Source organism: Streptomyces sp. AC555_RSS877, assembly GCF_019049245.1.
Lineage (GTDB): Bacteria > Actinomycetota > Actinomycetes > Streptomycetales > Streptomycetaceae > Streptomyces.
Genome location: NZ_JAGMUK010000054.1, coordinates 305377 through 318466, shown reverse-complemented (window position 1 = coordinate 318466; position 13090 = coordinate 305377). Strand labels below are relative to the sequence as shown.

General features: G+C 70.4%; 10 protein-coding genes. 4 read left to right on the top strand and 6 right to left on the bottom strand.

What is annotated here, in order from left to right; genetic code table 11:
- Nucleotides 1-77 precede the first annotated feature (77 nt).
- The 4 genes from KUM49_RS24980 (at nt 78) to KUM49_RS24965 (ending at nt 6663) form a co-directional block, all read left to right on the top strand.
- Complete coding sequence (locus tag KUM49_RS24980; RefSeq protein ID WP_217239167.1) at nt 78-1760, top strand: thiamine pyrophosphate-binding protein; 1683 nt, start codon at nt 78-80, stop codon at nt 1758-1760.
- 1 nt (nt 1761) lies between these two features.
- Nucleotides 1762-3003, top strand: coding sequence for a formyl-CoA transferase (frc, locus tag KUM49_RS24975; RefSeq protein ID WP_217239166.1), 1242 nt, complete (start codon nt 1762-1764; stop codon nt 3001-3003).
- A gap of 4 nt (nt 3004-3007) precedes the next feature.
- Nucleotides 3008-5152, top strand: a complete 2145-nt coding sequence (locus KUM49_RS24970) for an acetate--CoA ligase family protein (protein ID WP_217239165.1) — start codon at nt 3008-3010, stop codon at nt 5150-5152.
- Nucleotides 5153-5274: 122 nt separating this feature from the next.
- Nucleotides 5275-6663 (top strand): OFA family MFS transporter, encoded by a 1389-nt coding sequence (locus KUM49_RS24965; RefSeq protein WP_217239164.1) that lies wholly within the window; start codon nt 5275-5277, stop codon nt 6661-6663.
- Between the two features lie 114 nt (nt 6664-6777).
- Here KUM49_RS24965 and KUM49_RS24960 read toward each other — a convergent pair whose 3' ends face one another.
- Genes KUM49_RS24960 through KUM49_RS24935 form a run of 6 tightly spaced genes read right to left on the bottom strand, consistent with a single transcriptional unit; the run spans nt 6778 to nt 13012 of the window.
- A complete protein-coding gene (locus tag KUM49_RS24960; RefSeq protein WP_217239163.1) occupies nt 6778-7851 on the bottom strand; it encodes a sugar phosphate isomerase/epimerase in 1074 nt (357 codons plus the stop codon).
- A gap of 58 nt (nt 7852-7909) precedes the next feature.
- Nucleotides 7910-9307, bottom strand: coding sequence for a nucleotide pyrophosphatase/phosphodiesterase family protein (locus KUM49_RS24955; protein WP_217239162.1), 1398 nt, complete (start codon nt 9305-9307; stop codon nt 7910-7912).
- On the bottom strand, nt 9304-10512 hold the full coding sequence (gene eboE, locus KUM49_RS24950; protein ID WP_217239161.1) for a metabolite traffic protein EboE: 1209 nt from the start codon (nt 10510-10512) through the stop codon (nt 9304-9306). Before eboE ends, KUM49_RS24955 begins: the two co-directional genes overlap by 4 nt.
- 3 nt (nt 10513-10515) lie before the next feature.
- A complete protein-coding gene (locus KUM49_RS24945) occupies nt 10516-11364 on the bottom strand; it encodes a TatD family hydrolase (RefSeq protein ID WP_217239160.1) in 849 nt (282 codons plus the stop codon).
- Entirely contained in the window at nt 11364-12080 is a 717-nt protein-coding gene (locus tag KUM49_RS24940; protein WP_217239159.1) for an EboA domain-containing protein, read from the bottom strand. The genes KUM49_RS24945 and KUM49_RS24940 overlap by 1 nt, the downstream gene beginning before the upstream one ends.
- Nucleotides 12077-13012: a sugar phosphate isomerase/epimerase family protein gene (locus KUM49_RS24935; RefSeq protein ID WP_217239240.1), complete on the bottom strand. Its 936-nt coding sequence runs from the start codon at nt 13010-13012 to the stop codon at nt 12077-12079. The genes KUM49_RS24940 and KUM49_RS24935 overlap by 4 nt, the downstream gene beginning before the upstream one ends.
- Between the last annotated feature and the right edge of the window lie 78 nt (nt 13013-13090).

Here is a 13090-nt window from a genome sequence, read left to right as displayed (position 1 = left end):
TTCATACAGTATTCGTCGACTGTATGCAATGTACTGCGAGAGCGTTCCAACCCCCTACGAAGGGACAGGACTTCGCCATGCCCGACGACACCCAGGACGTGATTTCCGGTGGTCATCTCGTTGCCAAGGCGCTGAAGGCCGAGGGGGTCGACCGCATCTACACCCTGTGCGGCGGCCACATCATCGACATCTACGACGGCTGCGTCGACGAGGGCATAGAGGTCGTCGACGTCCGGCACGAGCAGGTAGCCGCCCACGCCGCCGACGGCTACGCCCGCATCACCGGCAAGCCCGGCTGCGCGGTCGTCACCGCGGGCCCCGGTACGACCGACGCCGTCACCGGCGTCGCCAACGCCTTCCGCGCGGAGTCCCCGATGCTGCTGATCGGCGGCCAGGGGGCGCTCACCCAGCACAAGATGGGATCCCTGCAGGACCTGCCGCACGTCGACATGATGACGCCGATCACCAAGTTCGCGGCGGCCGTGCCGGACACGGCACGCGCGGCGGACATGGTCTCGATGGCGTTCCGCGAGTGCTACCACGGCGCCCCCGGCCCCTCCTTCCTGGAGATCCCACGCGACGTCCTGGACGCCAAGGTGCCGGTGGCCAAGGCGCGCGTACCTCAGCCCGGTGCCTACCGCGCCTCGACACGCTCGGCCGGCGACCCGGAGGCGATCGAGAAGCTCGCCGACCTGCTCGTCCACGCCGAGAAGCCGGCCATCCTGCTCGGCAGCCAGGTGTGGACGACCCGGGGCACCGAGGCCGCCATCGACCTCGTCCGGACACTGAACATCCCGGCGTACATGAACGGCGCCGGCCGCGGCACCCTCCCGCCCGGCGACCCGCACCACTTCCAGCTGTCGCGCCGGTACGCCTTCTCCCACGCCGACGTCATCGTCATCGTCGGCACGCCCTTCGACTTCCGCATGGGCTACGGCAAGCGGCTGTCGCCGGACGCGACCGTCGTGCAGATCGACCTCGACTACCGGACCGTCGGCAAGAACCGCGACATCGACCTCGGGATCGTCGGGGATGCCGGGCTGGTGCTGAAGTCGGTGACCGAGGCGGCCTCCGGACGCGTCAACGGAGGCGCGTCCAGGCGCAAGGAGTGGCTCGACGAGCTGCGCGCGGCCGAACAGACCGCCCTGGAGAAGCGGCTGCCGAGCCTGAAGTCCAACGCCTCACCGATCCATCCGTACCGGCTGGTCAGCGAGATCAACGACTTCCTCACCGAGGACTCGATCTACATCGGCGACGGCGGCGACATCGTCACCTTCTCCGGGCAGGTCGTGCAGCCCAAGTCACCCGGCCACTGGATGGACCCGGGTCCGCTCGGCACCCTCGGCGTCGGCGTCCCCTTCGTGCTCGCGGCCAAGCAGGCACGGCCCGACAAGGAGGTGGTAGCCCTCTTCGGCGACGGGGCGTTCTCCCTCACCGGCTGGGACTTCGAAACCCTCGTCCGCTACGACCTCCCCTTCGTCGGCATCGTCGGCAACAACTCCTCGATGAACCAGATCCGTTACGGCCAGGCCGCCAAGTACGGCCTGGAGCGCGAGCGGGTCGGCAACACCCTCGGCGACGTCCACTACGACAAGTTCGCCCAGATGCTGGGCGGTTACGGCGAGGAGGTCCGCGACCCCGCCGACATCGCCCCCGCGCTCCGGCGCGCCCGCGAGTCGGGCAAGCCGTCGCTCATCAACGTCTGGGTCGACCCGGACGCGTACGCCCCCGGAACCATGAACCAGACCATGTACAAGTGAGGTGACCCAGGTGACCACCAAGGCACTTGAAGGCATCCGCGTCCTGGACATGACGCACGTCCAGTCCGGACCCTCCGCGACCCAACTCCTCGCCTGGCTCGGCGCGGACGTCGTCAAGCTGGAGGCGCCGACCGGTGACATCACGCGCAAGCAGTTGCGCGACCTCCCGGACGTCGACTCCCTCTATTTCACGATGCTCAACTGCAACAAGCGGAGCATCACACTCAACACCAAGACCGAGCGCGGCAAGGAGATCCTCACCGAGCTGATCCGGCGCTCCGACGTCATGGTCGAGAACTTCGGACCGGGCGCGGTCGACCGCATGGGCTTCACCTGGGACCGCATCCAGGAGATCAATCCGCGGATCGTCTATGCCTCCATCAAGGGGTTCGGGGACGGCCCGTACACCAACTTCAAGGCGTACGAGGTCGTCGCTCAGGCCATGGGCGGGTCGATGTCGACCACCGGGTTCGAGGAGGGGCCGCCGCTGGCGACGGGGGCCCAGATCGGGGACTCGGGCACGGGCGTCCACGCCGTGGCGGGGATTCTCGCGGCGCTGTACCAGCGGGAGAACACCGGGCGCGGCCAGCGGGTCAATGTGGCCATGCAGCACGCCGTGCTCAACCTCTGCCGGGTGAAGCTGCGCGACCAGCAGCGCCTGGCACACGGCCCGCTCGCTGAATATCCCAACGACGACTTCGGCGACGAGGTTCCCCGGTCCGGGAACGCCTCCGGCGGCGGCCAGCCCGGGTGGGCCGTCAAGTGCGCGCCGGGTGGGCCGAACGACTACGTGTACGTCATCGTGCAGCCCGTCGGCTGGCAGCCGCTCAGCGAGCTCATCGGCCGGCCCGAGCTGGCCGGCGACCCCGAGTGGGCGACGCCCGAGGCCCGGCTGCCCAAGCTGGGCAAGATGTTCCAGCTGATCGAGGAGTGGTCCGCCACGCTCCCCAAGTGGGAGGTGCTGGAGAAGCTCAACGCGCACAACATCCCGTGCGGGCCGATCCTCTCCACCAAGGAGATCATCGAGGACCGGTCGCTGGTCGCCAACGAGATGGTCGTCACCGTGCCGCACCCCGAGCGGGGCGAGTTCGTGACCGTGGGCAGCCCGCTGAAGCTCTCCGACTCCCCCGTCGAGGTGAGCAGTTCACCGCTGCTGGGCGAGCACAACGAACAGGTCTACGTCGGCGAGCTCGGTCTCGGCGACGAGGAGCTGCGCCTGCTCAAGTCGAACGGAGTGATCTGACGTGATGGCCGAAGACCGCCACCTGAGGGTGCGCACGCTTCTCGACTCCGTGCGGGCCGAGGGCCGGACGGCGCTGACCGCACCCGAGGGCAAGGTGATCGCCGACGCGTACGGGATCGCCGTACCGGGTGAGGAGGTGGCGCGGGACGTCGAGGAGGCGGTGGCGTACGCGGCGCGCTTCGGCGGGCCCGTGGTGATGAAGATCGTCTCACCCGACATCCTGCACAAGACCGACGCCGGCGGTGTGATCGTGGGCGTCGAGGGCTCGGCCGACGTACGCGCCGCGTTCCACACGATCGTCGACAACGCGCGCGCGTACAGCGCGGACGCCCGCATCGAGGGCGTACAGGTCCAGGAACTGCTGCCCAAGGGTCAGGAGGTCATCGTCGGCGCGGTGACCGACCCGACCTTCGGGAAGGTGGTGGCCTTCGGGCTCGGCGGGGTGCTCGTCGAGGTCCTCAAGGACGTCACGTTCCGGCTCGCCCCACTGGACGCCGACGAGGCGCTGTCCATGCTGGACTCGATCCGTGCGGCGGAGATCCTGCGCGGGGTGCGCGGGGCGCCCGCCGTGGACCGGTGGGCGATCGCCGAGCAGATCCGCCGGGTGTCCCAACTGGTGTCGGACTTCCCGGAGATCGCCGAGGTGGACCTCAACCCGGTGATCGCCACGCCGGAGAGCGCGGTCGCGGCCGACATCAGGGTCATCCTCGCCGAGTCGATGCCCAAGCCCCGGCCGACGTACACGCGCGAGGAGATCCTCACGTCGATGCGCCGGCTGATGCAGCCCTCGTCCGTCGCGGTGATCGGTGCCTCCAACGAGCAGGGCAAGATCGGCAACTCGGTGATGCGCAACCTCATCGACGGCGGCTTCACCGGGGAGATCCATCCGGTGAACCCCAGGGCCGATGACATTCTCGGCCGCAAGGCGTACAAGAGTGTCACCGACGTTCCCGGTGAGGTGGATGTGGCGGTCTTCGCGATCCCCGCCAAGTTCGTGGCCTCGGCCCTGGAGGAGGTGGGACGCAAGAAGATCCCGAACGCCGTGCTGATTCCCTCCGGCTTCGCGGAGACCGGCGAGCACGACCTCCAGGACGAGATCGTGGCGATCGGCGAACGGCACGGTGTCCGGCTGCTCGGGCCGAACATCTACGGCTACTACTCGACGTGGCAGGACCTGTGCGCCACGTTCTGCACCCCGTACGACGTCAAAGGCGGGGTGGCGCTGACCTCGCAGTCCGGTGGCATCGGGATGGCCATCCTGGGCTTCGCCCGGACCACCAAGACGGGCGTGTCGGCGATCGTCGGCCTCGGCAACAAGTCGGACCTGGACGAGGACGACCTGCTGACCTGGTTCGGCGAGGACCCGCACACCGAGTGCATCGCGATGCACCTGGAGGACCTCAAGGACGGGCGCGCCTTCGTCGAGGCCGCGCGGTCGACCGTACCGAAGAAGCCGGTCGTCGTACTGAAGGCGGGACGTACCGCGGCCGGTGCGAAGGCCGCCGGGTCGCACACCGGGGCGCTGGCGGGCGACGACGCCGTGTACGACGACATCCTGCGGCAGGCCGGTGTCATCCGGGCGCCCGGGCTGAACGACATGCTGGAGTACGCGCGCGCGTTGCCGGTCCTTCCCACCCCTCAGGGAGACAACGTCGTGATCATCACCGGGGCGGGCGGCAGCGGGGTGCTGCTGTCCGACGCGGTGACCGACAACGGCCTGACCCTGATGGAGATCCCGCCGGACCTGGACGCGTCCTTCCGGAAGTTCATCCCGCCCTTCGGGGCCGCGGGCAACCCGGTGGACATCACCGGGGGCGAGCCGCCGTCGACGTACGAGGCGACGATCCGGCTGGGTCTGGAGGACCCGCGCGTCCACGCGCTGGTCCTCGGCTACTGGCACACCATCGTCACTCCCCCCATGGTCTTCGCGGAGCTCACCGCGCGCGTGGTGGCCGAGTTCCGGGAGCGCGGCATCGAGAAGCCGGTGGTGGCGTCCCTCGCGGGCGACGTCGAGGTGGAGGAGGCCTGCCAGTACCTCTACGAGCGCGGCGTCGTGGCGTACCCGTACACGACCGAGCAGCCGGTGGCCGTACTCGGCGCGAAGTACCGCTGGGCGCGGGCGGCGGGACTGTTGGGGGGCGGTTCATGAGGTGAGCCGGTGCGGGGGCCGGGCGACGGTGCGCGTCGGCCGGCCCCGGGACCCGTGCGCACACGAAAGGCATTGGACAGGGGGCGCTGGCCAGAGCTTTCGACGCAAGGGGTGCGACACACATGACAACCACCGACTTCTCCACACCCGTCCCCTACAGGGAGGTGACGGACCGCAACGGCCGCCTGTACCGGATCGGTGAGACCGACCGGGACATCATGGGCCGGCCACGATGGACCATGGTGCTCTTCCCGTGGATCGGCATGATGGGGATCAGCTCCTCGGAGTACGCGTTCACCTCCGCCGAGGACACCCTGCACGAGGCCCACCTGTGGGACAACGGGCACATCTTCTGGCTGATGGGCGTCTGGGTGTTCTTCCAGGCCGCCGTCGCCTTCCCCGCCGGGCAGCTGCGGGAGAGCGGCCGGCTCCCCGCGCGGTACGCGATGATGCTCGGCGCGTTCGGCACGATCTGCGGCTACATCTCGCTGGCGTTCGCGCCGCACGTGATCGTCGCCTACATCGGTTTCGGCATGTTCAGCGGCATCGGCGCCGGCCTCGTCTACGCGACCTGCGTGAACATGGTCGGCAAATGGTATCCGGAGCGCAAGGGCGGCAAGACCGGCATGGTCAACGGCGGCTTCGCCTACGGGTCGGTGCCCTTCGTCTTCCTGTTCACCTCGTACATGGACCTGAGCAACTACGAGGTCGTCCTGGTGATGGTGGGTGTCATCTGCTGCGCGGTCGTCGCGTTCGCGGGCTGGTTCTTCAAGGACCCGCCGAAGAACTGGTGGCCCGCGAACGTCGACCCGCTGCGGCAGACCGACGACCCGAAGATCCGCCGGGCACTGGAGAAGAACCCGCCCGCGGTCAAGCAGTACACCCCCAAGGAGGCCGCCCGCACCCCTGTGCTGTGGATGATGTGGTTCTGCCTGCTGTGCACGGCCGGCATCAACATCTTCGGTATCGCCTTCCAGGTGCCGTTCGGCAAGGACATGGGCTTCGCGGGCGGGATCGTGGCCACGGCGATGTCCCTGAAGGCCATCGTCAACGGCACCGGGCGCGGGGTCATCGGCTGGATCTCCGACAAGTTCGGGCGCCGCAACACGCTGATCATCGTGTGTCTGGTGCTGGGGACCGCGCAGTTCGGGGTGTTGATCTCGGGCCAGATGGGCAGCATGCCGTTCTTCCTGTTCTGCTCCATGGTCTCCGGGTTCGGCGGCGGCGCGATCTTCCCGCTGTTCGCGGCGATGACCGCGGACTACTTCGGGGAGAACAACAACGCGTCCAACTACGGCATGGTCTACAGCTCGAAGCTGATCTCGGGGCTCGTGGGATCGGGGATGGGCGCGGTCGTGGTCAACGTGTGGGACTACGAGGGCGCGTTCGTCATAGCGGGCTGCATCGGTCTGGCCTCCGCGGTATTGGCGCTCTTCCTGAAGGCACCGGGCAGGCCGCAGGCCCGGCACATCGCTCCCAACCCGCACCCGCTCGGTGAGGAGATGGCGTGACATGACGGCCGGCCCCGTCGCACCGGACGGCGCGGCAGCGACGGATGAGGCGGCACGCGTGAGGCGGCCCTCCCCAGGACCGGGGAGGGCCGCCTCACGCGGGTGCGAGCGCCGTCAGCACTTCTCGCGCAGCGAGTGCAGATGTGCGCTCGAACGCCGTGCGAACGTGAAGGACTCGGTCGGGTTGTCGTGCTCGGCCTGCCAGTGGTGGGCGAGCCGTTGGCCGCGCAGCCGGGTCACGGCGGAGATGAACCGCTGGTAGTCGATGTCGCCGTCACCGACGTCGGTCATGCGGTAGCCGTACTGGTTCGCCGGGTCGCTCTCACCGTCCTTGACGTGGAAGAGCGGGTAGCGGTGGGGCTGCTTGAGGACGTAGTCGAGGGGTTCGAAGGGCGCGGGCGTGCCGTCGGGCCGCTTCGAGAAGCGGAACTGGCCCGAGTACGCCCAGAAGATGTCCATCTCCAGGAACACCAGGTCGGGGTCGGTCTCGGCGAGCAGCACGTCGTACAGCCGGACCTTGGGGTTGTCGGTGGCGAAGGAGAACTCCTCGGAGTGGTTGTGCTGGTAGAACTTCATGCCGCGCGCCCTGGCCGCCGCACCGTAGGTGTTGAAGTCCTCGGCCGCGCGCTTCCAGGCGTCCACGGTGGAGCCGTAGCGGAACGGGCCGGCGGCGGTGCCGATGTGCTTGAGGCCGAGGGCCTGGGCGTCGTCGAGGACCTTGGTGAGGTTCTGGGCGAAGGTGTAGGCGTTCGGGTCGCTGGAGTAGTAGCCGACGTGGCTGCCGATCGGGTTCAGGCCGTGGTTCCTGGCCAGCCGCTTGAGCTGGGCGAGCGTGATCCGACCGGCCGAGCCCTGGGTGTAGCCGGCGAACTCGACCTCGTCGTAGCCGTACTTCTCGAGCTCGGCGAAGACGGGGGCGAAGCCCAGCGTGGAGACCTTGTCGCGCAGGCTGTACAGCTGGATCCCGAGCCGCCCGGGCGGCAGGACGGGGCGGCCCCGGCCGGCGGCGGAGGTCGCGGTACCGGTCGCGGCGGTTGTGGCGGCGGTGGCGGGGGCCGCCGCGGCGCCGAGCAGTGCGGCGGCGGTGGTTCCGGCGGCCACGCCGAGCATGCCTCGTCTGGTGAGGCGGTGGGTGAGTTCGGGGTCGTGCGCCTTGCTCGTCGCGGTGGTGCGGGGTGTGCGGCTCATCTGGAACTCCTCGTGGTGGGAGGGCGTTGTCAGTGGTGAGTGCTTCACTGGTGACCAGTCAGGACAGACCGGACAGGTGGAGCAGCAGTGCTTTCACGTCGGTGGCCGCCACGCGGTCTCCGACAGCGCGGGGGGTGGAGCAGATGAGGAGCGGACCGTCGTCGTCGCTCGCGGGAAGGCGGCCGTGGCTGCCGCGAATAGGTGAGGGATCCAGCGGCACGACCGCCATGCGGTAGCGCATGCCGAGCTTCTTGCGGGCCAGTGCCGTGGCCGCCTTCACCTTCACATAGGGGTCGAGCGGGTCCATGAACAGTTCGACCGGGTCGTAGCCGGGTTTGCGGTGGATCTCGACCAGCTGCGCGAAGTCGGGCGCGCGGGCGTCGTCGAGCCAGTAGTAGTACGTGAACCAGGCGTCCGGCTCCGCGACGGCGACGAACTCGCCGGAGCGCGGATGGTCGAGGTGGTGGGCCTTCTTGCCCTGGTCGTCCAGGAGTTGCTCGATGCCGGGCAGGCCGTCGAGGGCGGCCCGCGTCGCGTCGAGGTCTTCGGGCCGGCGGACGTACACGTGGGCGATCTGGTGGTCGGCGACGGCGAAGGCGCGGGAGGCCATCGGGTCGAGGTACTCCATGCCGTCCTGGGTGTGCACCTCCAAAAGCCCTGCGCGGCGCAGGGCGCGGTTGATGTCGACGGGGCGGTCCACGCGGGTGATGCCGTACTCGGACAGGGCGACGACGGTACGGCCCTCGGCTCGGGCGTCGTCCAGAAGCGGGGCCATGGCCGCGTCCAGGTCGGCGGCGGCCTTCAGGGAGCGCGGGTCGTCGGGGCCGAAGCGCTGCAGGTCGTAGTCGAGGTGGGGGAGGTAGCAGAGTGTCAGGTCGGGGTGGCGGGTGCGGATGATGTGGCGGGTCGCGTCGATGATCCAGCGGCTGGAGACCAGGTCCGCGCCGGGTCCCCAGAAGTGGAAGAGGGGGAAGGTGCCGAGTTTCCCAGTGAGTTCGTCGTGGAGGGCGGCGGGCCGCGTGTAGCAGTCGGGTTCCTTGCGGCCGTCGGCGTAGTAGACGGGACGGGGGGTGACGGTGATGTCGGTGTCGGCGCCCATGGCGTACCACCAGCAGATGTTGGCGACCGTGTAGCCGGGGTGCGCGCGGCGGGCGGCGTCCCAGAGTTTGTCTCCGGCGACCAGTCCGTTGTGCTGACGCCACAGGAGTACCTCGCCGAGTTCGCGGAAGTACCAGCCGTTGCCGACGATGCCGTGCTCGCCGGGGTGGGTGCCGGTCAGGAAGGTGGACTGGGCGGCGCAGGTGACAGCGGGCAGGACGGTGCCGAGCGGCGCGCGGGAGCCGGATTGGGCGAGCGCCTTGAGGTGGGGCATGTGGTCGAGGAGACGGGGGGTGAGGCCGACGACGTCGAGGACGAGGAGGGGGGTCGGACCCTGGGTGGTCCGGTGGGTGCTCATGGGAGCTCCTTCAGGCCGAGGTCCGTCAACAGGTCCCGGGCCAGGGTGAGTTCGGCGGCGATGCCGTCGGCGAGCTGGGAACGGCCGCGGGGCCGCAGCTCGGGCGGGAGCGCCTGCCAGGTGTAGGTCTCGACCTCCAGGTGGCGGGTGAGCGGGTGCGGTCCGCCCACGAGCCGGGTCAGGGCGGCCTTCAGGACGGGGAGCGTGGAGGTCAGGGGCGCGGCGGGGGCCGCGTGCAGCGGGACGTGGAAGTGGGCACGCCAGGGGGCCGAATCGGGCAGCGTGTCGCCCTTGAGGGCCTCGCCGAGGTCGTCGGTGCCGCGGAGGCCGGCAGCGGTGGAGGTGCGGGTCTGGTGCAGGAAGCGGGGTTCGTCGAAGGCTGCCAGGGCCTCGCGGACCTCGGGGAGATGGGGGTGTTCGGCGTGCAGGGCGGCTGAGAGCTGGGACTTGACGACGGGGACACCGGCCCCGGTGAGCGCGTCCAGGGCGGTGTGCGGGTCTTCGAAGGAGGTGGCGAGGTGGCAGGTGTCGACGCAGATGCCGATGCGCTCGTGTCCGATCGCGGTGAGCGGGGCGAGGGCGTCGGCGGTGGTCTCGACGACGCAGCCGGGTTCGGGTTCGAGGCCGACGCTGATGGAGCGGCCGGTCAACTCCGTCAGGGCGTCCAGTCGTCCGGCGAGGGCGAGCAGGGCGGTGCGGGCTGTCTCGGCGCGCGCTGCCGTGGACGTGCCGTCCGCCGTCGCCGAGCCGTCGGTGGAGGGCAGAGCGGTGCGCCAGGCGAGCGGCAGTGTGGAGATGCTGCCCTCGGTGACGTCGTCGGGGAGGAGGCCGGCCAGGACCCGGGCCAGGGCCGTGGTGTGGTCGAGGCGTTCCGGGTCGGCCCAGTCCGGCCGGTACACCCGGTACTTGACCTCTTCGGCGCCGAAGCCCTCGTAGGGGAAGCCGTTGAGGGTGACGACCTCGAGGCCGCGCCGGTCGAGTTCCGTGCGCAGCGCGCGCAGGGAGCACGGGTCGCTGACGAGGGCGCGGGCGGCGTCCTTGGCGAGCCACAGGCCGATGCCGAGCCGGTCGCGTCCGAGGCGCCGGCGGACGGGCTCGCAGTGGTCCCGGAGCTGGGCGAGGACACCGTCGAGGGTTTCGGCGGGATGGACGTTGGTGCAGTAGGCGAGGTGGACGGTGGAGCCGTCGGGGTGGCGGAAGCGCATCGCTCACTCCCCGCCGCGCAGTACGGAGTTGCCCTCGTGGGTGGCGTCGGGCGCGGAGACCTCTAGGTTCAGACGGCCGCTGAGGCCGTAGAAGGCGACGGGGTTGCGCCACAGCACCCGGTCGACGTCGTCCTCGGTGAAGCCCTCGGCCAGCATCAGGTCGCCGACCCTGCGCGTCTTGAGGGGGTCGCTGCGGCCCCAGTCCGCGGCGGAGTTCACCAGCACCCGCTCGGGCCCGTACGCGTGGAGGATCGCGACCATCCGGTCCTCGTCCATCTTGGTCTCCGGATAGACGGAGAAGCCCAGCCAACAGCCGCTGTCCTTGGCCTCTTCGACGGTCGTCTCGTTGAGGTGGTCGACCAGGACACGGTCCGGGGACAGCGCCGACTCCCGGACGACGTCGAGGGTGCGGCGCAGACCGGCGAGCTTGTCGCGGTGCGGAGTGTGGACGAGGGCGGGCAGACGGTGGTCGGCGGCGAGCTGCAGCTGCGCGGCGAGGGCGTTGTCCTCGGCGGGGGTCATCGAGTCGTAGCCGATCTCGCCGACGGCCACGACCTGGTCCTTGACGAGATACCGGGGCAGTTCGTCGAGGACGGGCACGCAGCGCGGGTCGTTGGCCTCCTTCGGGTTGAGGGCGAGCGTGCAGTGGTGGGCGATGCCGTACTGGGCGGCACGGAAGGGCTCCCAGCCCAGGAGGGAGTCGAAGTAGTCGAGGAAGGAGGCGGGTGAGGTGCGGGGCTGGCCGAGCCAGAAGGACGGCTCGACGACGGCACGGACGCCGGCGGCGCGCATGGCCTCGTAGTCGTCGGTGGTGCGGGACGTCATGTGGATGTGGGGGTCGAAGATGCGCATCAGAACTCCTCGCCGTCGCCGCCCGGACCGCCCTTCACAGCGGGCGGGGCGGCCGTGGGGTCGGTCAGGGTCAGGACGCGGTACAGGTCCTCGGGGACGGGTCGGCCGGCAGCGGCGCGTTCGGCGGCGTAGTCGCGGAGCATGCGGGCGAGTTCCGGGTCCCCGTCCGCCCGGCGGTCCAGGTCGGCCACCGCATCGACGGGCACACCGGTGAAGAGGCACTTCAGGACGGCGTGGCGCCAGTGCTGGGCAGGCAGGTGCCGGGCGGCGTACGGGCCGACCGCGGCGGCGAGGAGGCTGGTGTCGTTGGTGCGCAGAGCGTCCTCGACGAGCGGGAGGGCGTTCGGACCGGTCACCAGGTGGGGCAGCGCGTGCAGGACGGCTCGGCGTTCGGCGGCGGTGCCCTGCCTGTAGACGCGGGTGAGCGCGTCCGTGTCGGCACGGGCCGCGTGCAGGATGAGGACGCGGACGGCGTCGGCGTACGCGGAGCCGCAGCGGCGCCCCGCCTCGGCGAGGCGCAGCTCCCACACCGAGATGGGCCCGTGCCTGCCGGGGTGTGCGGCGGCCTCGTCGAGGGCCTGGTCGAGCCAGGCGCGGGCGGCTCCGCCGAGGGCGGCGACGGCGCGGCTGTGCAGGTCGGGCGGCGGGGTGTGGGCGAGGGTGGCGCCCTGGATGCCTGCCGCCGGGGGCGCCGGGTCGGCGTCGGTGTGGGTCATGAGGTACTCCGTGGCGAGGGCGCCGCCGCGTGACGGAGGAACGGGAGGGAAAGTTCGGCGAAGTGGGGGCCCGCGTGGGAGTGACGGGGCAGCTCCACGACGGCCAGGCCCTGGTAGCCGGTCGTGGACAGGGCGGCGAGCACCGCCGGGAAGTCGATCTCCCCGTCTCCGAGAGGGAGGTGTTCGTGGACGCCGCGGCGCATGTCCTCGATCTGGACGTGCCGCAGCCAGGGGGCGGCGGCGCGTACGCACTCGGCGGGAGACCAGGGCTCCAGGCACTGGCAGTGGCCGATGTCGAGGGTCAGGCCGAGGTGCTGCGGATCGCCGAGGGTACGGCGGAGTCGGTGGAAGTCCGCGAGGGTGGCGAGGAGGTGACCGGGTTCGGGTTCGACCGCCAAGGGGATGCCGGCACGGGTGGCGGCGTCCAGTACGGGGGCGAGTGTCTCGGCCAGACGTTTCCATGCCGTGTCCGCGTCCGTGCCCGCCGGTGTGATCCCGCTGAAGCAGTGAACGGCGTGGGCACCGAGGTCGGCGGCCACCTGGACCGCGCGGATCAGCAGGCCGACGCGTCGGGCGCGGTCGTCCGGGTCGGGGTCCAGCAGGGAGGGGCCGTGTTTGCGCCGGGGGTCGAGCACATAGCGAGCGCCCGTCTCCACGGTGACCGACAGCCCGAGCACGTCCAGCCGTTGCGCGAGGCGGCGGGTGCGGGCGGCCAGGTCCGGGGCGAACGGGTCGAGGTGCATGTGGTCGAGGGTCAGCCCGACGCCGTCGTAACCGAGGTCGGCGAGGAGGCCGAGGGCGTCGTCGAGGCGGAGGTCGGCGAGACCGTTGGTGCCGTAGCCGAAACGGAGAGGGCGGGGGGTGGAGGAGGGCGAGCTGGTTGAGGGGTCGAACGGGTGGGGGGTGAGGGCGGGACTGTGCGGGTGGGGCATGGCTGCGAGGCTGTGCGGCCGGGTGTCTCCGGCGCTTCGGGTGCCGGCCCCGCCGGTCGACGGGCGGAGGGCATCGGG

Bases quoted from the DNA above. Each gene is read 5' to 3' on its own strand.
- eboE (WP_217239161.1), bottom strand. From the start codon at position 10,512: ATGCGCTTCCGCCACCCCGACGGCTCCACCGTCCACCTCGCCTACTGC.
- KUM49_RS24965 (WP_217239164.1), top strand. From the start codon at position 5,275: ATGACAACCACCGACTTCTCCACACCCGTCCCCTACAGGGAGGTGACG.
- KUM49_RS24940 (WP_217239159.1), bottom strand. From the start codon at position 12,080: ATGACCCACACCGACGCCGACCCGGCGCCCCCGGCGGCAGGCATCCAG.
- KUM49_RS24970 (WP_217239165.1), top strand. From the start codon at position 3,008: ATGGCCGAAGACCGCCACCTGAGGGTGCGCACGCTTCTCGACTCCGTG.
- KUM49_RS24955 (WP_217239162.1), bottom strand. From the start codon at position 9,307: ATGAGCACCCACCGGACCACCCAGGGTCCGACCCCCCTCCTCGTCCTC.
- KUM49_RS24935 (WP_217239240.1), bottom strand. From the start codon at position 13,012: ATGCCCCACCCGCACAGTCCCGCCCTCACCCCCCACCCGTTCGACCCC.
- KUM49_RS24980 (WP_217239167.1), top strand. From the start codon at position 78: ATGCCCGACGACACCCAGGACGTGATTTCCGGTGGTCATCTCGTTGCC.
- KUM49_RS24945 (WP_217239160.1), bottom strand. From the start codon at position 11,364: ATGCGCATCTTCGACCCCCACATCCACATGACGTCCCGCACCACCGAC.
- KUM49_RS24960 (WP_217239163.1), bottom strand. From the start codon at position 7,851: ATGAGCCGCACACCCCGCACCACCGCGACGAGCAAGGCGCACGACCCC.